Source organism: Limnohabitans sp. 2KL-1 (assembly GCF_003063435.1).
Lineage (GTDB): Bacteria > Pseudomonadota > Gammaproteobacteria > Burkholderiales > Burkholderiaceae_C > Limnohabitans_A.
Map to the genome: position 1 here is coordinate 565,866 of NZ_NESL01000001.1, position 24,285 is coordinate 590,150.

A 24,285-nucleotide genomic window follows, 5' to 3' on the forward strand; every position below is an offset into this window, starting at 1 on the left:
ATAAAAAATGAACATAAAAAAAACCATCATCACAGGCATTACCGGCCAAGACGGCGCTTACCTGACGCAACTTCTGCTTGAAAAAGGTTATATCGTCTACGGTACTTACCGCCGCACCAGTTCAGTCAACTTCTGGAGGCTGCAAGAGCTGGGTGTTCACAATCACCCCAATTTGCATTTGGTCGAATACGATTTGACCGACCTGGGTACAAGCATCGCACTGGTCCAAAAAGTGCAGCCCGACGAAATCTACAACCTCGCGGCACAAAGTTTTGTGGGCGTCAGTTTCGAGCAGCCCAGCGCCACGGCACAAATCACCGGCATTGGCGCACTCAATCTGCTAGAAGCCATTCGCCTGGTCAACCCCAAAATCCGCTTTTACCAAGCTAGCACATCCGAAATGTTTGGCAAAGTTCAAGCCATTCCACAGATTGAGGAGACACCTTTTTACCCCCGCAGCCCCTACGGTGTAGCCAAGCTTTACGCCCACTGGATGACCATCAACTACCGCGAAAGCTACGGCATCTTTGGCTCCAGCGGTATCCTGTTCAACCACGAAAGCCCGCTGCGTGGCCGTGAATTTGTCACCCGCAAAATAACCGACAGTGTGGCCAAGATCAAACTCGGCCAACTCGACTGCTTGGAGCTGGGCAATCTGGACGCCAAGCGTGACTGGGGCTTTGCCAAAGAGTACGTGGAAGGCATGTGGCGCATGCTGCAAGCCGATGAACCTGATACCTTCGTGCTGGCCACCAATCGCACCGAGACCGTGCGCGACTTCGTGCGCATGGCGTTCAAGGGTGCTGGTATTGACGTGGACTTTCAGGGCCGAGAAGAAAACGAAACCGCCACCGATGTCGCCACGGGCAAAATCGTCATGCGCATCAACCCCAAGTTTTACCGTCCGGCGGAAGTCGAGTTGCTCATTGGCGACCCAGCCAAAGCCAAAGCCAAACTCGGCTGGTCTCCCAGCACCACGCTAGAGCAACTGTGTCAAATGATGGTCGAAGCTGACTTGCGCCGCAATCAAACCGGGTTCTCTTTCTGATGCACATTCTTCTGACCGGAGCAGACGGTTTTACAGGCCGTCACTTTGCCGAAGCTGCGCAAAATGCTGGGCACCAGATCACAGCCTTGACAGCCAATCTGACCGACAAAGCTGCCGTGGCCCAACAGGTGTGCCAAACCCAACCTGATGCCGTGGTGCACTTGGCTGCCATCAGTTTTGTAGGCAGCGCCGATGAGGCAGCCTTCTATGCCGTCAATGTGGTGGGAACCATGAACCTGCTCCGTGCCTTGGCTGTGTTGGCGCGACCACCAGCCAAAGTACTTGTGGCCAGCAGCGCCAACATCTACGGCAATTGCGACTCATCTCCCATCACTGAAGACCAAACGCCTGCACCCGTCAACCATTACGCTGCCAGTAAACTTGCCATGGAACACATGGCGCTCACACTGGCGGATCAGTTGCCCATCGTCATCACCCGTCCCTTTAACTACACCGGAGCCGGGCAGGGCGGCCAATTCCTCATCCCCAAACTGGTGGACCACTTCACCCGAAAGGCTCCCACCATTGAGTTAGGCAACCTGCATGTCGAGCGCGAATTCAATGATGTGCGCATGGTCTGCGAAGATTACCTTGCCCTTCTGGCGTACGGCCAAAGCGGGCAGACTTACAACATCTGCACTGGCACCACCTACACTTTGCAGCAAGTCATTGATACGCTGAGCCAACTCACGGGCCATCAAATCCAGGTGCGGGTCAACCCCGCATTTGTGCGTGCCAGTGAAGTGCACCGCTTGTGTGGCAGCTCCAACCAATTGCAGCGTTTGCTGGCGGGCAAAGGCATCACCCGGACACAGCCTGCTCTCGCGCAAACTTTGCAAAACATGCTCAGTGCCGCGCAAGCCAAGGTCCTCTGCTGAATGATCAAGGTTGCCTTCAACGCGGTTCCGTTGCTGTCACCCTTGACTGGCATTGGGCAATACGCCAAGCAACTGCTACAAGGCCTGGATGCGCAAACACAAGTGCAAGTGCATAAGTTCTATGCCACCAGCTGGAGCCAAGAAACCAGGCAGCAACCCCTGCCCCGTATGGCCAACCGCTGGAAAGGTTGGATCAAAAAATGGGTGCCCAACAGCTACCAGCACGCCAGAATCGTGCAACAAAAATACTTTTCAAAAGGCGTGGTCAGCATTAAACCTGACCTCTACCACGAGCCAAATTTTTTGGCATATGAATTCGATGGTCCCAGTGTCATCACCGTGCACGACTTGTCCTGGATACGCTATCCGCACATGCAACCCAAAGAGCGCGTCCGTGCCATGGACCAATACTTTGAGCCCGGCCTGCGCCGGGCATGTCGAATCCTGACGGACTCGCATTTTGTCAAGCAAGAGCTGATCGATGTGTTCGGCATATCGCCCCACATTATTCACCCGGTACACCTCGGGGTAGAGGTGCAATACCAGCCCCATACTTCACAGCAGACCCAAGCTACCTTGAGCCGACTGGGCTTGATCCATGGACGATACCTGTTGGCAGTGGGCACACTGGAGCCGCGTAAAAACCTGCAGCACGCCCTGCAAGCCTTCATGGCGATGCCAAAATCCCTGCGACAGCAGCACCCCTTGGTGCTAGTTGGTATGAAAGGTTGGAACGCCAGCCAGCTCGAAAAGCAAATCGCGCCCTTGTTGGCTGCTGGCGAAATCAAGCAACTTGGCTACCTCGCCCGCGAAGACCTCACAAAAGTCACGGCGGGAGCTTGTGCCCTTGTTTACCCCTCGGTCTACGAAGGCTTTGGACTGCCGCCTCTCGAGGCGATGGCTTGTGGCGTCCCGGTCATTGCCTCCAATGTCTCGTCTATCCCAGAAGTGGTTGGCGACAGCGGCCTGCTGATTGACCCCGGCAACGTGGATCAACTCACCCAAGCCATGCTGACCCTGTCTCAAGCCCCCGACCTTCGCCAGGCTTATTCAAGCCGAGCGTTGATCCGAAGCCGCCAATTCAGCTGGGACCAGTGCGCCCGCGAAACACTGAGCGTTTACCGCGCCGCTATCGCATGAAAATCGCCATCGTCCACGACTGGCTCGTCAACTACGGCGGCTCCGAGCGGGTGCTCGAACAAATGCTGCTGTGCTACCCCCAGGCTGACCTGTTCAGCGTGGTCGACTTCGTGCCCAGCCACGAGCGAGACTTCTTGCAAGGTAAAAAAGTCACTACCACCTTCATCCAGAGCTTGCCCGGTGCAGGCAAGCACTACCGCAACTACCTGCCCCTCATGCCCCTGGCCATAGAGCAGCTCGATGTGTCCGGCTACGACCTCGTCATCAGCAGCTCGCATGCCGTGGCCAAAGGCATTCTCATCTCGCCTGACCAACTGCACCTGTGCATGTGTTACACCCCCATTCGCTACGCGTGGGACCTACAGCACCAATACCTCCAAGAATCCGGGCTCGACCGAGGCATCAAAGGCGGGCTGGTGCGCTGGATGCTGCACAAAATACGGCTTTGGGACGTGCGCACCGCCAATGGGGTGGACCATTTCATCGCTATTTCGCACTACATCGCGCGGCGCATTACCAAAAGTTACCGACGCGAAGCCCAGGTCATTTACCCCCCCGTGGACACAGACTTTTTTGTGCCCCTGCCCGAGGGCGGGGCCAAGGACAACTTTTATCTCACAGCCTCACGCATGGTGCCTTACAAAAAAGTCGCGCTCATCGTAGAAGCCTTTAGTCGCATGCCTGACAAACAGCTCATCGTTATTGGTGATGGACCCGATATGGCTAAATGTCAAGCCGAAGCAGGCCCCAACGTGCAACTGATCGGACGCCAAAGCGCAGATAGCCTCAAAGACCATCTGCAACGCGCTAAAGCCTTCGTGTTTGCGGCCGAAGAAGACTTTGGCATCGCCCCCGTCGAAGCCCAAGCCTGCGGCACACCGGTCATTGCTTACGGCAAGGGGGCCGCCCGAGAAACCATACGTGCTGCCGACAGTCAGCTTGGAAACGCCAAAGAAGCCACCGGATTGTTTTTTGAGGAGCAAACCGCCGAGGCCATCATGGACGCAGTTGTGCGCTTTGATACTCTAGCCTCAAGTCTGAAATCTAAAAATTGCCAAAATAATGCAAGTAGATTCGCGAAGTCCAAATTCAGGCAAGAATTTGTGAATATGGTTGATAGCCAATACGCAGCGTTCCAAAAACAAAGCCAAATAGACCCAGGATAAAAGCCCATTGGTTCACCCAGAGATCACCACCTTGGCGAAAAACTCAGAAACCATCTTTCAGATCATGTGGTTCGCTGCACTCATCACCGTGCTGTGGGGCATGTTGGTAGGACACAGTGTAATTCCGCGCTGGGTGCATCAAAACGACAAGATAGCGCACTTTTTTGCATTTGGGGCACTTGCCGGTATGGCTCACGGTGCTTGGCCAAGCTTAAACTTGGCCACCATATGGCTGATGATCGTAGGGCTAGGCTTGCTGACCGAGGGGGCACAACACCTCACGATTCAACACCGGTTTTGTTGGCGTGACGCTGTGGCCAACAGCTTGGGTGCGGGCTGTGTGCTGGCTTTGTTGCATGTCTGGGCATAAATTGGCAAACCCTTACGTTGCGGCAACATTCAGTCATAATCAGACTGCTATGAAAAAGGCCTTAATCAACTGTCAAGCCGCCACGTTGCTTGTTTTGCAATGGTCCAAGGGGCTATTTGCGCTTTGTTTGGTCATGTTGGGTCTGCTTTGGCATGCTGCCGTTCTGGCGCAAACCGATGCAGCAGGGCGTGTTATGTTTGTGGTGGGCAAAGCCAGCAAGCACACTTTGAATGGACCCGAACAAGAGATCACCAAAGACATGATTGTGCGGCAAGGCGACAAACTGGTCACAGCCGCTGACGCCTACGTTTATACGCGCATGGCCGATGGTGCATTGTTGGTGGTGCGTCCTGCCTCCACACTCAGCATTGATCTGTGGCGCTATGACGCAGTCAAACCTGAACAATCACAAATTAAATACACCCTGCACAACGGTTTGAGTCGATACGTTTCAGGCCGGGGCTCCCAGGCGGCCAAGGATCAGTTTCGTTTCAACACCCCCTTGGCGGCGATTGGCGTTCGCGGCACTGACTTCACAGTCTGGTCGCAGCCTGAAGTGACCGAAGTGGCTGTTCGTGCGGGTGGTGTAGTCATGAGTGCATTTGGGAGCAACTGTCAAAAAGAGGCTTTGGGTCCCTGCGAAGGGCGCAGCGCTACAGAATTATTTGCCAGTTCCGGCCCTGGATTTTTGCAGCTCAAGTCGGGCGAAAAGCAACCTCAGTTGATCCCGCTCAATGGCAAAGTTGGGCCCGATCAAAACAGCCCTGCCTTGATCAACGAGCCCAGCGCCAAAGAAGACAAATCTGGCTCCGCAACCAATGGCATGCTGGCGTTGAAAATTGAGAACCGTGTGGAAAAAATGGCAGCCCAATTGAATGCTGAAGCGGTGACTCAGATGCAGGCTGCACAAGTTGTGCCGGTGCCACCACCACTGGCCGTCTGGGGGCGATGGGGCGGATTGGCTACCAACGCCGAGCGTGACCAAATCGTGGCTAACTTACTCAATGGGCGTGAAGTAGCTGCCATTAATTCGTACTACATATTGGCCAGTAAACCCGGCATGCAGACCACACTGCCTGAAACCGGAACGGGCAATTTCAAACTCACAGAGCACGATGGGATTGTCATCAACCCGCAAACCGGCAAAGCAGAAAGCACGAGGGTGCTGGATGGGAGTTTGCGCATTGATTTCGGCAAACAGCGCTTCCAGACCGACCTCAAGCTGGAGGCACTGGGTCAAATGCTGCAAATCGGTGCGGCCGGCAAGGTTGAGCCTGGTGGTATCTTGCGCTCAGATTTGTTTGTGTCACCCACTACGGTTCAAGGCCTGGTGGGCGGAGAAGGGGCAGGTCAGGCCTCTTACATTTATCGTCAGCCAGGAACCAACGGACTTGACATTTCTGGCGCAACGCACTGGAATCGATAAGGCGTGAGAAGGCGTTGATCAACTTGCGACGACTGCCAGTTGCCCACAAATATCTGGTTTGGTCCCTCCTCTTTTGCGTCACAGGTCTTCTGGCCTGCATGCTGCAATGGCGTCATCAGCCGAACGGACTGTTCTCACCCTTTGAACATGCCATCAAAGACGCTATTCGTCGTAGCATCGTCGACACCCGGTCTGAAACGCGCATGGTGGTCATCGACATCGATGAAAACAGCCTGAACATGGTGGGCCCTTGGCCCTGGCCCAGAAGTCAAATGGCCCAATTGATTGAAGACTTGGTGACTGAGCATGGCGTTCGGATGATAGGGCTGGATGTGGTGTTTCCTGCTCCTGCAGATCCGGTCGGAGATATGCGTCTGCAAGCCTTGGCGCAGTTTGCGCCAGTCGTGATGGCGCAAGTCTTTGACATGAACCAACGCGAGCAAGCCATTGTCAGCGGGGTACCCATCGGCACCACGCCGCCTATACCAGGTAACTGGCCACAGGCCCAGGGCCACTTGGCCAACCACGCAGGCTTGTCGCAGGCCCGCTGTGCAGGCAACATCAGCAGCATCATTGACACAGATGGCGCAGTGCGCAGACTCAACACCGTTGTCACATGGGGGCAAGCCCCGCAACTCAGCCTGGGTCTGGCCATGTTGGCCTGCGACACCCAAACCGCTGCTTCATTGCCCCGATTGTTACATTCACTGGTCGCATCCGGCCAAGACCAACACTGGGAGGTGCCTTACAGCAAACACCTCGATGCCTACACCGTCATCCCCGCATCACAGATTTTGTTGCAACAAGTCAACAAGGAACGCTTGCGCGGCAAATGGGTCCTGATTGGCTCTTCGGCGCTGGGGCTCAATGACACAGTCTCCATTCCCTTGGCTAGCAGCGTGCCGGGGGTCATGGTGCATGCCCAAGCCCTAAGCACCTGGTTGGACCAAGTCGAACAAGGCCCTGACAGCACGCATCCCAGCGCCCGTGCCATTGCTGTGCTCTGGACGCTTTCAACTCTTGCCCTCCTGGCTTGGGCCATGGCCCGCTGGCGTGCCTGGCTCTTGCTGCCCATAGGTGCAGCGCTCACATTGACCTGGCTGGGGCTGGCCAGCGTGCTTATCACCTGGCAACAAAGTTTTTCAGTCAGTGCGCCCATCCTCGCTTATTTGGCGGTGCTTTTGATGATCCCCTTGGCTTGGTGGCTCACCCAAAAAGACCGCAAACAACTGCTCAGTACTTTTGCCACTTATGTGGCACCCTCAGTACTCGACAAAATGTTGCAGCAAGGCTTGGACAAACCGTTGACTCCCAGACACACGCGCATCACCGTGCTGTCGGCCGACATGCAAAACTACTCGGGTCTGACCGCCAGTGGCTCGCTGCAAGAAACGGCTGACCTGACCAGGGGCTTTTTGCAGTGCATCACAGAGCCCCTTTTGACACACCAAGGTACGCTGGACAAATACACCGGTGACGGACTTGTGGCATTTTGGGGTGCGCCACTGGATACGCCCCAGCCTGAAAACCAAGCCCTTCAAGCTGCACTCGAAATGGTCGATGCCGTGCATGCCTGGAACCTGCAACGGATGGCCCAAGGCTTGCCCGCTGCGCGGCTTCGCATTGGCATCGAGTCAGGACAAGCCCTTGTCGGCGACTTGGGTACACCCTTCAGAAGCACTTATACCGCCGTGGGCACCTGCATCAACAGTGCCAGCAAAATTCAGGCGGCCGCTAAACACCATCCCCACGACATCCTGGTGGGCGAAGATGCCGCCGTTCACATGACAGATGTGAAGCTTGTCAAAGTAGCTGACCTGCAGTGGGGTGCAACCGTGCGACCAAAAGCCGTTTATGCACCCATAAACGCCCTGCAGAGCAATCCCGAGGGCGGCGATGCTCCAATGCCGGGCACACCTGCTGCGCCTGTTGCGACGACCTCGTCAGCGCGGCTTGCCTCACCATGAGCACCCAGCAGCCCCATCTTCGCTTTGGTGCCTTGCTGGTTGCCATGGGGCTGCTCATGGGCAGCGAAGCCAAGGCCAACCCGGACGCAGCTTACGCCGAAGAGTTGGTCGACATCGTTTTGCAGCACTGCCAAGCTGGCGATGCAGAGCTCGCCAAGGCCATCCGCCAAGCCATACTGCAGCAACTTCAGCCCCCGCCAGAAATACAGGCCTTGCTGGATCAAATTGTGCAAAACGGGTGCAAGCCTCGTCTCGTCCAAAGCCCCAAAAACTACACTGAACTGGCGTTGACCATGGGCTATGACGACAACGTCAACCAAGGCATCAATGCCAATACCATCACCTTGGGCACCGTCCTTAAACCCATCACATTGCTGCTCGATAGCGATTACAAACCCGCCAGTGCAATGCACACGGCTGCCACGGCCACATACCAACGCAGCACGGGCAACGGCTGGGTGCTGCGAGCCGACGTAGGGCACAAACAAATCCACAATTACAGCCCACTCAACACCACAGGCATGAGCCTGACGGCACGTTATGCACTCAAGCCCATGGGCATCGATTCGGCCGTGCAGTTTGGCTGGTCACAGTCGTGGTTGAGCAGCAGCCCTTACCGGCGTACGCCCTCGTTAGACTGGCAAAGCACACTGGGTAACCCCCGCCAACCCTGGGTGCTCCAGGCGCAAATGCAGCAGATCGATCACAGCACCGACACCACGCAAGACGCTCGCATCCACAGCCTGGGCGCTACCCGCTACATACGCTGGGGCCAGCAAGGCATCACCACCCTGGGTGCAGGCCTGCTGTATGACCAGTCACACCAACAGCGGGCGGGCGGGCACCGTCAAGGGCAAAGTTGGCAAGTTGCCGTGCAACACCCGTGGGGCAAGGGGCAATTTCAAGCCCAATGGAGTCAAGTTCGCTGGACCACCGCCAATGACTTTTCCCCCGGGCTGGTCGACCACCGCAGAGAGAACCAAACCACGCAACTTTCGCTGGCGTACCACCTGCGTTTGGAGGGGCGGAGTCGTGTTTTCATGGAGCTTCAGCACAAAAACGCCAAAGACAACATCCCGTTGTATGCGCACACCTCAAACGGACTTGTGGCCGGCTGGATTCAGCAATGGCAATGAATCCTCGTGGGCCAACTGCACCAAAATTTGGGGCTGCAACACCCACAAACCCTGTGGCCCCTTGGCAATCACCCCATCCCGCATCAAACGAGCCAAAGACCGCGACACCGTCTCGCGGCTCGTGTTCAGCATATTGGCCAAATCTTGTTGCTTAGGTACATCGCGCACCAGCCAGCCGCCTTCTGGCGTCCTGATCTGGCTATGCGTCAACCAAGCACACACCCGCTGAAAAGCCTGCGGCAAACTCAACAAAACCCGCTGAATCGTCATCTCGCGCACCTTTCCCACCAAATGCGTCATCAAGCGTTGGGCCACCACAGGTTGGGTGTAAAAGAGGGACTGCGCAACCGCCAAAGGTAGGCAGCCCACCAAACTCGGCTGTGTTGCCTTGATGAACGCCGTGCGAGGCAATTGGTCAATCACGCTCAGTTCGCCAAAAAAAGCGCCGGGTGCAATGGAACTCAAGCTCACCTCCTGCCCGTTGTGAAGCAGGTCATACACCAACAATTGGCCCGTGATCAAAATGTAAAGACCATCCGAAGGATCGCCCTTTCGGCACACCACATCATCCGTTTGCAGGCTTTTCCAACGTGAATTTTCTTCAAGTTTTACCAAAACAGAATCTGCTATGTCCTTGAAAAGAGGGCAATTTCTGAATCTTAAGTGTGCATGCATGAGGCAAAGTTGCTTGAATGAGGAAAATCAATGTTGTAAATGACCAACAAGGTCAAAAGTATCGCACAGATGTGATGTGCGTCACATGTAAAAGGCGGCCTTCTGGTATATTCGAAGAAGCAACGTGCGGTTGACTGTGGATAAAACCCGGTTGAGCAGGCGTGTTGTTGAAATCGATTTTTACTATCCACAAGGAGCTCTCATGGCTAGCACCACATTTTTGCAAAAAGCATATTTGGCCTATTTCGGCCGTCCTGCAGACGCATCCGGTCTGATCACCTTCGCTAACGTCAGCGAAGCCCAAGTCATTGCCTCGTTCAGCGCTTCGCCAGAATCGCAAGAATTCTTTGGCAGCATGCCGCTGTTGGAGCAGATCAACACGATCTACAACAACCTGTTCAACCGTGATGCCGAGCCAGCAGGCTTGCTGCACTGGGCCACCAAGATCCAAAGCGGCGAGCTGACATTGGCTGCTGCTGCCATGGTGATTCTGAGCAACGCACAAAACAGCGACGTTACCGCTGTCGCCAACAAACTGGCCGCTAGCGCTGCCTTCACTGCCGCTGTGGACACCACACCCGAAATTCTGGGTTATGCCGGTGCCGACGCCATTGCACCAGCACGCGCCTTCTTGGCATCCGTGACATCTGATCCAGCCACCCTGACAGCAGCCACCAAGGCTGCTGCACTGGACGCTTCCGTGGCTGGTGTGGTTGATGCTGGTACCCATGGTGCCAACGCTGGCCAGACTTTCATGCTCACTGCCGGTGTGGATCAATTCACTGGTGCAGGTGAACGTAACACCATTAAGGTGTGGGACGGTGTGGGCGTGGGCGGTTCAAACACAACCAACGCAGTAACCGTGGTCGGCGCTGATGACGTCATTGACGGCGGCGCAGGTACCGACACTCTGAACTGGACAGCTACCGTCGACCACAACAACGAGCTGGTCGGTTCGTTCACAAACATTGAGCTGGTGAACATCACTGGCGCAGACAATATCGGTGGCTATAACGCGGAACTGGTTGCTGCATACGCTGATGTTGATGCTGCGCAAGCTGGTGTCGATGCTGCGGATGCTGGTGTCGATGCTGCTTACGATGTTGTCTACCAGGCGGCTTACGACGTGGATGCAGCTCAAGAAGTTCTCTATGAGTTCAATCAGTATTTTGTGTGGGATGGTGGTGATGAATACGTTACTGAGTTGCTGTGGTATCTGACGACTTATGCCGGCGATGTCTATAATTCCTTAGCCGATAACGAGGCTTACGATGCAGCGATTGTGGCTGGTACAGCCGGTTATGTAACTTGGGATGGGATTCGAGCTGCAATCGTCGGCGTCATCAATCGGTACGAAGATGCGTACGAAACCGCTTACGATGCGTTGTACGATGCTGAAGATGTGCGTAACGAAGCTGGATATGTGCTTAACGTTGCTCAGGACGCTCGTGATAACCTCGAAAACCTCGACAACGACGGCCAAATCGATGCATCGTTCTTCGGTGGCATGCTCACGTTGACGCACGACGGTGAATATGTCGACACCATCGAATTGACTGGCGACCAGACTCTGGTGTTGACAGGCGAAGATGTGAACGGCGATGTGTACATGAAAAAGGGCGCAACCGTTGCCAACATCGTGTTCGATGGCACCGTGAGCGCTAACGACTTCGACTTGTACCAGGACGGCTCCGAAGGCAATGCCCTCGACACCATCAATGTGACTTCCAGCACGATTGAGTCGCTGAGCTTGTGGACCTACAACGCCGCCCAAGTCAACATCGACATCGACACTGCAGGTGCAGTTGATCTCTACTTGGATTCTGTCGATGTCGATGTGGCAGCTGTCATCGATGCCAGCGCCAGCACGTCTGACCTGAACGTCTACACGGATCAACAAGACATTGCTTCGATCACTACTGGCTCTGGCGATGACACCGTGACCTGGGATGCTGAAGGCGTGCCCAATGATCTGACCATCGTTACCGGCGCTGGCTCCGACACCGTGGTGTTCGACAATGTCTTGCCGCAGAGCGGCACGCTCACCGTCGAGCTGGGCACAGACAATGACACCTTTGATGGTTCCGACATGCTGCTGACCGATTTCGCGCCTGAAATCACCAAGGTTGACGGTGGTGCTGGCACTGACACCCTGATGGTGTTGATGGAAGGCTTCCAAACTGAAGAGTCCTACATCCGTCTGACGGAAGACTTCACCAACTTTGAGACCCTGGTTCTGACCCAGTACGATGATGTTGTCAATAATTATTCCGATGGCCTTGATCCGGTCGAAATTGACGCTTCCAAGCTGGCCAATTTCACCCGCTTCGTGTTGAATGGTTACAACGACTACAACGACGAAGGTCCAGTGGTGTTCACCAATGTGTTGTCAACTCAAACCGTCAGCACCCAGTTCGACTGGTACGATGGCAACGGCGGTGGTGCGGTCAACGTGACCGCTCAGGGTTACGATGTCGCCGGTGCCGATGTGGCTGACATCAACGCAGAGCACATCACGCCAGTCAATGGTGGCTATACCCACACCGATTGGGAAATATACGGCGACAACGCAACCCTCAGCATCAGCAACAACAGCGTTGAAGATGACGAGCAAGGTGCAGAAGTTGAAGTCAGCGGTGATGTCGCTACCTTGACCCTCAATCTGGACGGTGGCTTCACCTCTGGTGACGGCTATGCTGAAGTTTATTTGTATGCGCAAGACGATAACTTTGCCAACTTGACCTCGGTCACCGTGAATGGTGAAGGCGCTTCGTACGCCAGTATCTCAAACTACGACGGCGCTGCGCTGGCCACCATCAACGCCACCGGCATGGATGCAACGGGCCTGACATCCGATAGTGGCTGGGACTCTGACTTCTACTACTACACCGAAAACGCATCGGTGGTCGAGTCGATTCAGCTGGGCGATGCTGTTGACTACATCGGAATCGGTTACATCACCGATGGCGATAACAACACCGTTTACGGCTCCAACCGTGGCAACATGGACACCATCACCGGCTTCGACTTCGAGAACGACTACGTCTACGCAGGCGGTGAAGATTTCACACTGGTTGCCGAAGCCGATTTGGTGGGCTCCACGCTGGCCACGATCCTGCAGAACTTGGCAACTGACACTGCCGTCGATGCCTTCGTGTTCCAGTACAAAGGCGACACCTACCTCTACAACGACGTGGAGCAAGGCGTGACTGCGGACACCATGTCCTCTAACGATCTGCTGATCAAGATCGTCGGTACGGCTGGCATGGAAGACGCCGGTTATGAGGGTAATTGGGTTGATTGGATCGCAGCGGTCTGAGTTGACTGAAATGCCTCTTTGAGGTGAGAGGCCCGCACACCGTGCGGGCCTTTTTTTATGCAGGAGAAGAAATGAACGTTGCGACTTGCCTAAACCATGTGGAACCCCATTGGGTCGAACTGCCCGCCTTGATGGATGAACATGGCCACGTTATGAAGCGCGGAGCACTACAGTCACTGGTCATGTCCATGGTTCAGCACTTGGTGCAGGCGGGTGTCAAGCGAGGCGACCTGGTCGGTTTGGCGACACTGGGCCATGACCAATACATCATCACTACGCTGGCCATTGCTGCGCTGGGCGCGGTTTCGATGCCCCTCCCCAAATTGCCGCATCTTGAACAAAAGATGACTGGGCATTGCCGATTCGTGATCGGGAGGCTGGCAAACTCTGATCCAAAAGATGATGCTACTCATTTGGATTTCCCTAACGCTGAAGCTCTCGCCAATCCACCGGCGGTTGAGTCCGTGAAACTGTTTGACGAAGCAGGCCTGTTTCGCATCAGCCATTCATCAGGTACAACAGGGACGCCAAAAGCCGTAGCCATCAGCCACGAAGAGCAGACGCAACGCTTGCGACAACGATCTCTGGTGATGCCGATCCAGCCTGGACAGAGTCTGTTGCTGATGATGGGCTTGGATGCGGAAGTTACGATGACCTACGTTCTGTATGTTCTGGCAAGAGGTGGTGCTTTGATCATTCCCGGTGGCAACGGGGGGGCGGAACTGCTCAGAACCTTGGAGAACGCCAGCCCCAACTACGTGCTGTCCTCGCCACATATCTGGGCAGGCGTGGTTCAGGCTGCTTCAGAGCGTCATTACACGCCAAATGAGTCAAAACCCGTGATTTTTCTCGCCGGAGGCAAGCCCGACGAAGCTACGGTGACCGGGAGTGTCAATCACTTCAATGCCATTCTCATGTCTGATTACGGTTCCTCCGAAACCGGGATGCTTTCAGTCAACCGATTCGAAAAAATGGACAAAGCATGGAGCTATGCTGGTAAGTTGTTGCCCGGCGTGCAATGCGATGCATTAGATCCAGAAACCTATGCAGCATTGCCAAAAGGCAAAGTCGGAATTTTGTCATTCAAGGTGCCGGGCATGGTGAGTCATTACTGGAATGCTCCGGAATATGATCGCAGATTTTTCCACGGTGGCTGGTTCAGCACTGGAGATTTAGGTTGCGTTGACGAAAAAGGCTTCTTATTTGTAGGCGTCAGAGTCAGTCGTATCGTCAACAGAAAAGGTGTCAAATTTGACCTTGACATGCTTGAGAAGTTCTTAACGCAACTGCCGTATATCAAGGAAAATGCCTGGATCAAGATTGAGCAGATCGGTGTAGAGAAATTGATCTTGTTTGTGGTTATCGACCAATCAAGCAATTCTGCAAAAGAGAGCAAAACCCATATCAAGCAAGCATTGGGTGAGCGTTATGCGCCGGATCAAATGGTTTTTATTGAAAAGTTGCCGCGGACCGGATCGGGGAAGATTAATCGCGATCGTTTGCTAGAGCTTATGCAAAGCAGTACTAGCGCTGCTGAGAAGCTGAATTGAATTAAATTACTAAAAGGAAATTTTGTGAAAAACTTGACCATTGACCTTTTGGAAACCGCAGATGTATTTCCAGACAAGGTCGCTGTGACGACCGAAAGCGGCGATCTGACGTACAAAGCTTTACGGTTAGAAGTGGTGGTTGCAGCTGCCCATCTGCGTGAGGCAGGAATCACCGCCGGCACGGGAGTTGGATTGGCACTGAAGCATCCAATCGATGCGCTGGTGGCCGTCTTGGCTATAGGTTTGATCGGTGCGCGTTGGATGACCTTCCCCGGACGCGACCGAAAAGAAGCCTTGGTGGCCATGGGCGTGACGCATGTCGTCGCATCAAGCAAAGAGGACGCTAAACCCACAGAAGGTCTGGATCCACGTTTCAAGTTGCACACTTGGAGCCGCCACCGTGATCCTGAACTTGTCAAGCTCCATGCCGCAGACATCCGTGGTCGAGCACCCTTGGAGAGTACTTGGTACATGGCCGTGACTTCAGGCACCACGGGCACGCCGAAGATGATGAACCTGAGTTACGCCAACTACTGGGCCCGCAACAAGAAGGGCAAGCTCACGCACGACTTTGACCCAGTGATCACGTGTAACCTGTTCCCGCCGCTCAGTGGGCCGTGGTTGTCCTACAACCTGCGTACCCTGGCCTTGCAGGGTACGTTGGTGATGAGCCGAAATTTTGCTTTCCTGCGCCAGAAAAACGTCCAAAAGCTCTTTGGCTCACCCAGCCAGTACGCCAGCTACCTCAAGAGCATTCCGGCAGATGTGGAAGGCAAGCTGCCGATTGCCCACGTAGCAGGCGCCACCCTGTCCAAGGTGTTTGCACAGCAGATTCTTGAGCGCTTCGAAATCATCCACAATTTCTACGGCGGAACTGAAGTCGGCGGTATTGCCCGCAATGTGATCCGTTCTGCCGAGGACAACTTGCGTTGCGTCGGCAGAGTTCTCGAGGGCAACGAAGTGGAGGTTGTCGATACCACTGGGAACGTTCAGATGCCGAAGACAGTTGGGCTGATTCGTGTCCGCAATAACATCATGGTGCAGCAGTACGCCAATAACCCAACGGCGACGCAGGAATGCTTCAAGAACGGCTGGTTTTACTCCGGTGATACGGGCTACTTCGACGAATCCGGACTGTTGTACGTCACGGGGCGTGCCAATGATGTGCTCAACATTGGTGGTACGAAAGTCGACCCGCACATCATCGACGATGCGCTGACTGCCTGCGAAAGTGTTGCCGAAGCACTGACCTTCAAGGGCAGCTTCGAGGGCAAGGACAAGCTGGCCGCGCTCATCGTTCCAGTTAAAGGCTCCAGTTCCCAACAACTGCGAGCCGATATTGCGAGCGCGATGAGCGGCTTGCCCAGACACCAACGGGTCGCTGGCGTGTTGTATGTCAATGATCTGCCGCGCAATGCGAACGGCAAACCCGTCCGTGCTCTGGCGCAGAAGTTGGCGGCTGGCCACAAGTTCCTCAGCGTCGCTTTCAGCGAGCCAGCACCTGCTGACCAAGAACACGGGCAAACGGTGCATTGATGCGAATGACCAGACTCAGCCATGAGTGACTTACAGCGCCTGACCACGCGCTATGTCGAACGCGAAGACAGGATTCGGCTAATTGGAGAGAACGAGGACCGTGGGGTCGTCACCTTATGGCTGACGCAGCGTCTGGCCAATCGGATCATCGGACCTTTGTGCCGGTGGCTCGAGAGCCAGGCGCAGGATTCACAGGCAGCGTCAAAGCCTAGTCCGCGAGTGCAGCACGAACAAACCTTTGAACAGGAGCGTGCCGCCCAGGCACTGAAACCCCAGCCGCCTGTACAGCCCGAAGGCACATCCACCGAATCCCTTGTGGAGTCGGTGGATGTGCAGCGTGGCGGCAAAGGTGTGCGGCTGGTTTTCAAGGATGGACAGCAAAAAATCCTGGCGACGCTGACCTTCAGTTCTACTCTGACCCGTCAATGGATGGCCATTGTGTTGGGTCAATTCAAAGCGGCGCAGTGGCCCCTGGCTGCTTGGCCGCAATGGATGCTGAACGTCGGACGGAGACCGGAGGGAGGCGAAACAAAATGGCACTGATCCCATGAAACTCGATCATCTTTTCTCAACGCCGGTCTTTACATTCCATGTCAAAGATGCGGATTCTCTTAATGTCGCCTTGATCAATGACATCCAGGCGCTACGCGCGACTTCGCAAGGCTTGCAGCGCAGCAACCAGAAGGGGTGGCATTCTGAAAATGATTTCTTCAAGCGTGAAGAACCCTCATTTAAGAAACTCGCAGTGGCCTTGATGACTGGCGTCAAGGCGGCCACCCAAAAGCTAGCGCCCGACTATGGTTTGGATAATGTGGACATGCTGGTCGAGGGTTGGATTAATGTCAATTCAACCGGCGCTTTCAATGTGCCGCATGACCATCCGGGTTATGTGTGGTCCGGTTGCTATTACGTACAGGTTCCGCCTACTCCGATAGGAAGCAGTGGCGTACTTGAATTCCTGGATCCCAGAACCAATATTGCTGTTTCTGGTTTGTCAAATACGGCTGCTTTTTCGAACAAAGTTCAGCGCAAGCCTAAGGCTGGACTGTTTTACATCTTTCCCTCTTACCTGATGCATTGGGTGTATCCCAATCAGGAGCAAGATGAGCGTATATCGATTGCTTTTAATGTTCGTTTCGTCAGGAAGGGCAGTCAAGGATGACGCTCCATTCAGAATTTTCACGATTCAAAAGCTTGAATGAGCTCATGACAATCGATTGGTTCAACTGTTGGCGCCGTTTGAAAACTGACCCAAGTGTATTACTTGGATATGTCATGGTTTCGGAATATCAGGATGACTACACACCAAGTGACATTTGGAGCGAGGGATGACCGATTCCGCAGCTGCCAAGACACCAATTCAATGATATCTAATTCAGTAGTGAAACATGACCAATACTTTCCGCCCCACCGACGTGCTGTACAGCTCGCAATGGCACTTCAGTCAAATCGGGCAGCTGGGGTTTCGTGCGGGTCTGAGCACGCAAGGCATCGAGCGTGTGTGGCGTGACACCACTGGGGTGGGTGTGGCCGTGGGCATCTGGGATGATGGTGTACAGGTTTCGCATTGGGATCTGAACGCCAACTTTGATGCAACAAAGCGCGTGACTGTGAGCGGTCAACTCAACACCGGATTGCCTATGACCACGGAGGATGGCCACGGTACAGCCGTTGCTGGTTTGATTGCCGCTGCCCATAATGGCCAGGGCGGCGTGGGTGTCGCCTTTGATGCGCGCGTGACTCCAGTGCGCATTTTCGGGGGGGCCGATGACATCAACAACGCATGGTCGCGCTACCTGACCACTCTCGACAGTTTGGGGCAGTTTGACGTGACCAACCACAGTTACGGGGGCTTTCCCAGTTTTTATGCTTACGAAGATGTGTCCAAGTTTGCAGCAGCGTCAGTCAGCGGACGTGCTGGCTTAGGCACCATCAACGTGAAGTCTGCCGGCAATGACAATGTCGATGGCAATGGCGATGCGCTGGATGCATCGCGTCACACGGTGACCGTGGCGGCACTTGACGCCAGTGGCAATGCAGCTTGGTATTCCACTTATGGAGCGCATGTGCTGATTTCAGCGTCTGCAGGTGCGGTCACCACCGATTTGTTAGGCAGCAATGCAGGCTATGACGGATTGCTGAACGGTGACTACACCGACCAATTTGGCGGCACCTCGGCCTCTGGTCCTGTCACGGCCGGGGTGATTGCATTGATGTTGGATGCCAACGCAGGTCTTGGCTGGCGTGATGTGCAAAACATACTGGCCTATTCCGCCACGGGCACCGGCAGTATCTATGGCGGCGCTTCTGGTAACGAAAATAATTTTTGGAAGTGGAGCGGTGCCAAGAACTGGAACGGGGGTGGATTGCACTACAGCGAAGACTATGGCTACGGCATGGTCAACGCCTTCAATGCGGTACGCATGGCCGAAGTCTGGCGCATCCTTTATCCCGTAGCGAGCACCACGTCCAACGAAATGAGCGTGACCACTGGGGCCTTGACAATCAACCGGGCGATTGCCGACCTCAACACCCTCAGCTACGCTTTTTCTGTCGCGAGCAATCTGGAGTTGGAGCATGTCAGCCTTACCCTATCCCTCAAACACACGGACTTGACCGACTTGCGCATCAGCCTGGTTTCGCCAAGCGGCACCAGAATGTCCTTGTACGACGGAACGACTGGACTGAGTTCCACATCGGACTACGGCCTGACTTATACCTTTGGCCTGGATGGTCTGCGCGGCGAATTGGCAACGGGCAAATGGACACTGGACATTCGCGATGCGGTGCGGCGCGACAGCGGGACACTGCAAACGGTGACCCTCACGGGCTATGGCACAGCCGCTGCAGTCGATGATGTGTATCACTACACGGACGAGGTGCTTTACTTGCTCACGCAAAACGGACAAGCAGGGCGCATTGCCCTGAAAGATACCGATGGGGGCGAGGACTGGATCAATGCTTCAGCCATGTACCGCAATTTGCAACTTGATTTACGTCCAGGTCTATCCTCTTTGGCTGGTGGCACGGCCTTCCTTCGGATCGACAACACAAGCTGGATTGAGAACGCGATCGGCGGCGATGGGAACGACACGATACGCGGTAACACCAACAACAACCTCCTTTACGGCATGCGTGGCAACGACACACTGTATGGTGATGCGGGCACAGATACGGCTGGCTTTTGGGGCTCGGTGATGGATTACGAGGTCACCAGCTTAGATGGCATGACGACCGTGTTTCATCGTGACAGCGGATCCACCGACTGGTTATATGGCTTTGAATGGTTGAAATTCGATGATGTTTTGATGGCAGATCTGTCTGCACAAACCGAACCAGAACCGCCTGTTCCGCCTCCAGTCACAGGTACCACGGGGGCAGACAACCTCAGCGGCACCGCAGGCGATGATGTGCTGATGGGCCTGGCCGGCAACGACACACTGCAAGGCAACGCAGGCAACGACATCCTTGACGGTGGCGCGGACAACGACACCATGCGCGGTGGCCAGGGTGATGATGTTTATGTCATCGACAGTCGCCGCGATGTGGTGATTGAATTCGGTAACGAAGGTATCGATTCCTTGAGTACAACGCTTGCCAGCTACACCCTGGGCAATGAAGTTGAAAACCTGTCTTACACGGGCCTTGCGGCGTTCACAGGCAATGGCAATTCGCTGGCTAATTTACTCGAAGGTGGAGGTGGCAAAGACCGACTTTCGGGCCTGGCCGGTCACGATGTGCTGAATGGTCATGCAGGCGATGACATGCTCATTGGCGGCCTGGGCAACGATTCGCTCCATGGTGGGGATGGCAAGGACATATTCAGATTTGAGAGCGCGCTCAATGCCGCCACCAACACAGATTTGATAGCCGATTTCACTTCGGGCGTGGACCAGATCCAGCTGGAAAATGCAACGTTCAAAGCATTGCGTAACGCAGGTGTGCTGCCAGCTTCGAGCTTCGTCCAAGGCATGAACGCATTGGCCAAAGACGCCAACGACTACATCATCTACGACACAACAGCGGGCAAGCTTTATTACGATGGCGATGGTTCGGGCAAAACACTCCCGATACTTTTTGCAACGCTGACAGGTATGCCATCGCTGAGCAGCACGGACTTCTTGATCACCTGAATGCCATCGTTGTTTAATCTTGACTCCACCATGGCGCAAAACCCCTCCACATCGAATGTTGGCTCAAATGAGGGCTTTCATTCGATAGGCTCCGTATTGCGCATTGCTGAGCGCTGGACGATGCGGCCTGGCATGTCTCATGGTTTGCGGCAGCCCGGGCTACGTGGACTGGTCATGGTGCGTCATGTCGATGCGCATCAGCTCGATCAAGTCCGTTTTTTTCTGTCACGGTTTTTCACACCCGCTGTCACGCACGAACAGTCCTTGTCAACAACACCGCGCGATCTGGTGAATTTTTTTCTTCAGACCGTTGTCAGTTTGCAGCAAGAGCTGGGTCTGGCGTTGGACACGCACACCCATGTCTCAGAGCTTCGTCGATCAAAGGATGAAAACACCTGGCTGCGGTTTCAGGCGATCATGCCAGCGCCGCACTTCCGCATCACCATGCATGTCATTCAGTGGCTGGTTCGACAACCTTGGTCCAAGGACACAAGCCCTGAGCCAGTCATTCGTGCGAAGCAGGAATTGGCAATGGGCTTGCAAAGCCAACTCCCCAAAAGCATCAACAATGAAAGCATTCGCAGTGCGGCTTTGAAGTTGGGCATACCGTGCTTCAACATGCCTGCCGGCATGTTGGTGCTGGGCATGGGCGAACGATCGAAATGGTTGCAAAGCACGCAGAGCCACGCCACATCGGCCATTGGCGTCCAAATTGCGAGCAGTAAAAAACTGACTGCACATGTTCTTAAAACCTGTGGTTTGCCGGGTGCAATCCATGAGTCTGTCCATTCCGCCGAAGAGGCGGAAATGGCCGCTGCAAGGCTCGGGTTTCCCGTTGTCGTCAAGCCTGAAAATCTTGAGCGTGGTGTTGGCGTGAGTGCAGACTTGAGGAGTGCGTCTGCGGTACGGCGTGCTTTTGACATCGCGCACCAACATTCAGACCGTATTCTTGTCGAGCGTCACTGTCCGGGATTCACGCACCGCATCAGTGTGTTCAATCGCAAGATTGTGCGTGTGAGCAAGCGCATCGCAGGCGGGGTGGTTGGCGATGGCCACTCAAGCATTCGCGCCTTGCTGCTTGCCGAGCCGCAAAAGCTTGGAAATTCTCGACTCCAGCGCCGACAGGATCGCCCGCTTCTGGCACTGGACGACGAGGCCATGGACTTGCTCATTCAAGATCAATTGACGCCCGAGCATGTTCTGGAAAAAGGCCGTTATCTGAGGTTGCGGCGCCGCGACAACATCAATGCGGGCGGACGCAACGAGCGAATTCCGATGGCGCATGTGCACCCGGACAATGTGGCATTGTCCATCACTATTGCGGATTTGCTGGGCCTGGATTTTGCTGGTATCGATTTGATCATCCATGACATTTCCAACTCATGGCGCGACACCCCTTCTCTTGTTTGTGAGGTCAACTCGATGCCTCAATTGGGGGTTGGATCTGATCCCGAGGCTTACGTGCACATCCTGCAAGACTTTTTCCCACAGGGGTGGTCGATTCCTGCGAGGCTGATCATCGTTCCTGATCGTGAAGATGCCCGGACTGTAGTCCGACAGCCATTTTTGGAGGCGAATTGGGGACATGGTGTTTCAGACATTGCCGGTCTTTGGGTGTCTGGCAAACCTGTCACAAAAGGTTTTGTGTATGGATTTGCTGCTGCACAAGCGCTGCTCATGAGACCGGACGTCTCGCGTGTCGATTGTTTGATGAGTCCCCAAGAAATCATTCAGTACGGCACACCTCTGGCAGCGTGGGATGACATCACAGTGGCCGGAAAAGCCTTTTTCAAGCCAGCGGACCAGGCCATTCTGGCGACAGCCATCCACATCCTGCGCCACCACCACACCACTGTGAAAGTCCATGTTGAAAACGCCTGACATCCCCCGTGAAAACCTGCTTGAGCTGGCGCGATCCCAGTTTCAATTGGCTCAGCAGCATTGTGACGAGTGCTGCACCTACCATGCCATTTGGCCTTATTTGCGTATCGCCGGGGCAGTCGGTGGCGTGGAAGCCGATGAACCTTTTCTGCAGCCCATCCTTGAGGATCTTTTGCAGCAAGGCCGCACCCAAATTTTGCTTGCAGGCAGTGCCGACAGTGGGGTCACGGCCTTGGTCCATAGAGTGTGTGTCAAGCTCAAACATCCTGCGCGACTGACAGTTTTGGACCGTTGCATGACACCTGTGATGGCCTGTCAGACATATGCCCAAATTCACGGACTGGATTTGTACGGTCTTCATGCGAATTTGCTGAGCATTGACTTGTCATCCAAGTATGACCTCATCATTGGGCATTCTGTTTTACCTTTTATCCCTTCTGATGAACGGCGCACATTATTGGCAGCTTTGGCCAAAAAATTGAACTCAAATGGTCGCGTTTTACTGACGGTCAGAATTTCTTCAAGTCAGTCAAATGCAATTAACCCCCATTCACAGCAGCGCGGTCCACATGAAATGGCTAGCTTTGTGATTGATCAACTGACTTCACAATCCATCCATTTGCCGGTTTCGTCAGCATCATTTCATTCGTTGGTTCACGACTACTTTCAGCATCGCAGGCACCAAGTCAGTCAATTCACCACCCAGGAAACGTTGGCCAATGACTTCGATGCGGTCGGACTCAAGGTCCAAGCGCTGATTCCGCTTGGGTACGGCAACAGTTACAACGTGGGCGGTCAATTTACAGATGTGCGCAGCAAAGGTTGGGCCTATGTTGTTTGTCCTGCATAGTTTTAAGGTCACATGGACTGAGGCCGACCTTGAATTCGCGATTTTCGATTGTTAACCCTCCATCGCTTCGCGTTGTGTTCTAGAAAAATCTGTGTTTTTGAACGATTGATCGTTCAAGATACAATTAAAAACATGAATTCTCACAAAAACGCAAACTTCGTCTTTTGATTCAATGTTTTTAGGATTTTTTCAATCAAAAGACATTGCCATTGATCTGGGGACGGCCAACACGCTGATCTATGTCCGAGGGAAAGGCCTTGTGCTGGAAGAGCCTTCGGTGGTGGCCATTCGCTACGAGGGCGGCGCAACGGGTAAGAAAACCCTGCAGGCCGTGGGCAAACAGGCCAAAGCCATGCTTGGCAAGGTGCCGGACAACATGCAAGCGGTCAGGCCGATGAAGGACGGGGTAATAGCCGACTTCGCACTCACAGAACTCATGCTCAAAGAGTTCATTCGCATGGTTCACCCCAGGAGCAGCTTGTTCCGGGCAAGTCCTCGCATTGTGGTTTGCGTGCCTTGCGGCTCCACCCAGGTAGAGCGACGTGCTATTCGCGAGTCGGCACTTGCGGCAGGTGCCAAAGAGGTTTATCTGATCGAAGAAGCCATGGCCGCCGCTATCGGTGCCGGTTTGCCCGTGACCGAAGCTTCTGGCTCCATGGTGGTTGACATTGGCGGGGGGACCACCGAGGTGGGCATCATCTCGTTGGGTGGCATGGTGTACAAAGACAGTATCCGCGTGGGGGGGGACAAGTTTGATGAGGCCATCATCAGTTATGTGCGCCGCAACTACGGGATGTTGATTGGTGACCATACGGCAGAACTGATCAAGAAGACGGTAGGCGTGGCCTTTCCGACCAAGCAGGTTTTGGAGATGGGGGTGCGTGGGCGCAACATTGCCAAAGGGGTGCCCAGCAGCTTCACGATTCGCAGCCAAGAGATTTTGGAGGCTTTGAGTGATACGCTGGGGCAGATTGTGGAGGCGGTCAAAATCGGGCTGGAGAACACGCCCCCGGAGTTGGGTGTCGACATCGCCAACAAGGGCATGGTCCTGACGGGCGGCGGTGCTTTGTTGCGGGGGCTGGATCTGTTGCTGTCGGAAGAAACGGGCGTGCCCGTTTTGATCGCGGAGGACCCCTTGACTTGTGTGGCCCGGGGTTGCGGCATGACCTTGGAGCGTCTGGACGAATCGGCCAGACTGTTCAGTTGACAG

18 protein-coding genes are annotated in these 24,285 nt (G+C 54.6%); 17 read left to right on the forward strand and 1 reads right to left on the reverse strand.

The window, feature by feature from the left end:
• The first annotated feature begins 7 nt into the window (after window positions 1–7).
• The 8 genes from gmd (at window position 8) to B9Z47_RS02650 (ending at window position 9,131) form a co-directional block, all read left to right on the forward strand.
• A complete protein-coding gene (gene gmd / locus B9Z47_RS02615) occupies window positions 8–1,048 on the forward strand; it encodes a GDP-mannose 4,6-dehydratase (protein ID WP_108329669.1) in 1,041 nt (346 codons plus the stop codon).
• A complete protein-coding gene (locus tag B9Z47_RS02620) occupies window positions 1,048–1,926 on the forward strand; it encodes a GDP-mannose 4,6-dehydratase (protein ID WP_108329670.1) in 879 nt (292 codons plus the stop codon). Before gmd ends, B9Z47_RS02620 begins: the two co-directional genes overlap by 1 nt.
• Window positions 1,927–3,066, forward strand: a complete 1,140-nt coding sequence (locus tag B9Z47_RS02625; protein WP_108329671.1) for a glycosyltransferase family 1 protein — start codon at window positions 1,927–1,929, stop codon at window positions 3,064–3,066.
• Window positions 3,063–4,232 (forward strand): glycosyltransferase family 4 protein, encoded by a 1,170-nt coding sequence (locus B9Z47_RS02630; RefSeq protein WP_108329672.1) that lies wholly within the window; start codon window positions 3,063–3,065, stop codon window positions 4,230–4,232. The genes B9Z47_RS02625 and B9Z47_RS02630 overlap by 4 nt, the downstream gene beginning before the upstream one ends.
• 31 nt (window positions 4,233–4,263) lie before the next feature.
• Window positions 4,264–4,602 carry a hypothetical protein gene (locus tag B9Z47_RS02635; protein ID WP_108329673.1) on the forward strand — a complete coding sequence of 113 codons (339 nt, stop codon included), beginning with the start codon at window positions 4,264–4,266 and terminating at the stop codon, window positions 4,600–4,602.
• Window positions 4,589–6,028 carry a FecR domain-containing protein gene (locus B9Z47_RS02640; RefSeq protein WP_108329674.1) on the forward strand — a complete coding sequence of 480 codons (1,440 nt, stop codon included), beginning with the start codon at window positions 4,589–4,591 and terminating at the stop codon, window positions 6,026–6,028. Before B9Z47_RS02635 ends, B9Z47_RS02640 begins: the two co-directional genes overlap by 14 nt.
• Before the next feature lie 98 nt (window positions 6,029–6,126).
• On the forward strand, window positions 6,127–7,995 hold the full coding sequence (locus B9Z47_RS02645) for a CHASE2 domain-containing protein (RefSeq protein ID WP_108329675.1): 1,869 nt from the start codon (window positions 6,127–6,129) through the stop codon (window positions 7,993–7,995).
• Window positions 7,992–9,131 (forward strand): hypothetical protein, encoded by a 1,140-nt coding sequence (locus tag B9Z47_RS02650; RefSeq protein WP_108329676.1) that lies wholly within the window; start codon window positions 7,992–7,994, stop codon window positions 9,129–9,131. The genes B9Z47_RS02645 and B9Z47_RS02650 overlap by 4 nt, the downstream gene beginning before the upstream one ends.
• On the opposite strand, the gene B9Z47_RS02655 is transcribed toward B9Z47_RS02650, so the two are convergent.
• Window positions 9,090–9,806, reverse strand: a complete 717-nt coding sequence (locus tag B9Z47_RS02655) for a Crp/Fnr family transcriptional regulator (protein WP_108329677.1) — start codon at window positions 9,804–9,806, stop codon at window positions 9,090–9,092. The two genes, B9Z47_RS02650 and B9Z47_RS02655, sit on opposite strands and share 42 nt — an antisense overlap.
• A 202-nt stretch (window positions 9,807–10,008) precedes the next feature.
• On the opposite strand from B9Z47_RS02655, the gene B9Z47_RS02660 reads away from it, so the two are divergent.
• The 9 genes from B9Z47_RS02660 to B9Z47_RS02700 all read left to right on the forward strand — a co-directional run bounded on the left by B9Z47_RS02660 (window position 10,009) and on the right by B9Z47_RS02700 (window position 24,282).
• Window positions 10,009–13,125, forward strand: coding sequence for a DUF4214 domain-containing protein (locus B9Z47_RS02660; protein WP_108329678.1), 3,117 nt, complete (start codon window positions 10,009–10,011; stop codon window positions 13,123–13,125).
• A gap of 71 nt (window positions 13,126–13,196) precedes the next feature.
• Complete coding sequence (locus tag B9Z47_RS02665; protein ID WP_108329679.1) at window positions 13,197–14,675, forward strand: class I adenylate-forming enzyme family protein; 1,479 nt, start codon at window positions 13,197–13,199, stop codon at window positions 14,673–14,675.
• Window positions 14,676–14,699: 24 nt separating this feature from the next.
• Window positions 14,700–16,211, forward strand: a complete 1,512-nt coding sequence (locus tag B9Z47_RS02670) for a class I adenylate-forming enzyme family protein (RefSeq protein WP_158271607.1) — start codon at window positions 14,700–14,702, stop codon at window positions 16,209–16,211.
• 21 nt (window positions 16,212–16,232) lie between these two features.
• Window positions 16,233–16,754, forward strand: a complete 522-nt coding sequence (locus B9Z47_RS18335) for a hypothetical protein (protein ID WP_146185745.1) — start codon at window positions 16,233–16,235, stop codon at window positions 16,752–16,754.
• 4 nt (window positions 16,755–16,758) lie between these two features.
• Window positions 16,759–17,373, forward strand: coding sequence for a 2OG-Fe(II) oxygenase family protein (locus B9Z47_RS02680; RefSeq protein WP_108329682.1), 615 nt, complete (start codon window positions 16,759–16,761; stop codon window positions 17,371–17,373).
• Between the two features lie 226 nt (window positions 17,374–17,599).
• Entirely contained in the window at window positions 17,600–20,344 is a 2,745-nt protein-coding gene (locus tag B9Z47_RS02685; protein ID WP_108329683.1) for a S8 family serine peptidase, read from the forward strand.
• The gene (locus B9Z47_RS02690) at window positions 20,345–22,225 is read left to right on the forward strand and encodes a hypothetical protein (protein ID WP_108329684.1); all 1,881 of its coding nucleotides are present in this window, start codon (window positions 20,345–20,347) and stop codon (window positions 22,223–22,225) included. It begins immediately after the preceding gene.
• On the forward strand, window positions 22,209–23,075 hold the full coding sequence (locus B9Z47_RS02695; protein ID WP_108329685.1) for a class I SAM-dependent methyltransferase: 867 nt from the start codon (window positions 22,209–22,211) through the stop codon (window positions 23,073–23,075). Before B9Z47_RS02690 ends, B9Z47_RS02695 begins: the two co-directional genes overlap by 17 nt.
• Before the next feature lie 172 nt (window positions 23,076–23,247).
• Window positions 23,248–24,282 carry a rod shape-determining protein gene (locus B9Z47_RS02700; protein WP_108329686.1) on the forward strand — a complete coding sequence of 345 codons (1,035 nt, stop codon included), beginning with the start codon at window positions 23,248–23,250 and terminating at the stop codon, window positions 24,280–24,282.
• The last annotated feature ends 3 nt before the right edge of the window (window positions 24,283–24,285 follow it).

What these genes read in the sequence shown, in the direction of transcription:
- B9Z47_RS02680 (WP_108329682.1), top strand. Translation starts at nt 16,759, where the DNA reads ATGAAACTCGATCATCTTTTCTCAACGCCGGTCTTTACATTCCATGTC.
- B9Z47_RS02660 (WP_108329678.1), top strand. Translation starts at nt 10,009, where the DNA reads ATGGCTAGCACCACATTTTTGCAAAAAGCATATTTGGCCTATTTCGGC.
- B9Z47_RS02650 (WP_108329676.1), top strand. Translation starts at nt 7,992, where the DNA reads ATGAGCACCCAGCAGCCCCATCTTCGCTTTGGTGCCTTGCTGGTTGCC.
- B9Z47_RS02685 (WP_108329683.1), top strand. Translation starts at nt 17,600, where the DNA reads ATGACCAATACTTTCCGCCCCACCGACGTGCTGTACAGCTCGCAATGG.
- B9Z47_RS02690 (WP_108329684.1), top strand. Translation starts at nt 20,345, where the DNA reads ATGCCATCGTTGTTTAATCTTGACTCCACCATGGCGCAAAACCCCTCC.
- B9Z47_RS02630 (WP_108329672.1), top strand. Translation starts at nt 3,063, where the DNA reads ATGAAAATCGCCATCGTCCACGACTGGCTCGTCAACTACGGCGGCTCC.
- B9Z47_RS02655 (WP_108329677.1), bottom strand. Translation starts at nt 9,806, where the DNA reads ATGCATGCACACTTAAGATTCAGAAATTGCCCTCTTTTCAAGGACATA.
- B9Z47_RS18335 (WP_146185745.1), top strand. Translation starts at nt 16,233, where the DNA reads ATGAGTGACTTACAGCGCCTGACCACGCGCTATGTCGAACGCGAAGAC.
- B9Z47_RS02695 (WP_108329685.1), top strand. Translation starts at nt 22,209, where the DNA reads ATGTTGAAAACGCCTGACATCCCCCGTGAAAACCTGCTTGAGCTGGCG.
- gmd (WP_108329669.1), top strand. Translation starts at nt 8, where the DNA reads ATGAACATAAAAAAAACCATCATCACAGGCATTACCGGCCAAGACGGC.
- B9Z47_RS02620 (WP_108329670.1), top strand. Translation starts at nt 1,048, where the DNA reads ATGCACATTCTTCTGACCGGAGCAGACGGTTTTACAGGCCGTCACTTT.
- B9Z47_RS02665 (WP_108329679.1), top strand. Translation starts at nt 13,197, where the DNA reads ATGAACGTTGCGACTTGCCTAAACCATGTGGAACCCCATTGGGTCGAA.
- B9Z47_RS02640 (WP_108329674.1), top strand. Translation starts at nt 4,589, where the DNA reads ATGTCTGGGCATAAATTGGCAAACCCTTACGTTGCGGCAACATTCAGT.
- B9Z47_RS02625 (WP_108329671.1), top strand. Translation starts at nt 1,927, where the DNA reads ATGATCAAGGTTGCCTTCAACGCGGTTCCGTTGCTGTCACCCTTGACT.
- B9Z47_RS02645 (WP_108329675.1), top strand. Translation starts at nt 6,127, where the DNA reads ATGCTGCAATGGCGTCATCAGCCGAACGGACTGTTCTCACCCTTTGAA.
- B9Z47_RS02700 (WP_108329686.1), top strand. Translation starts at nt 23,248, where the DNA reads ATGTTTTTAGGATTTTTTCAATCAAAAGACATTGCCATTGATCTGGGG.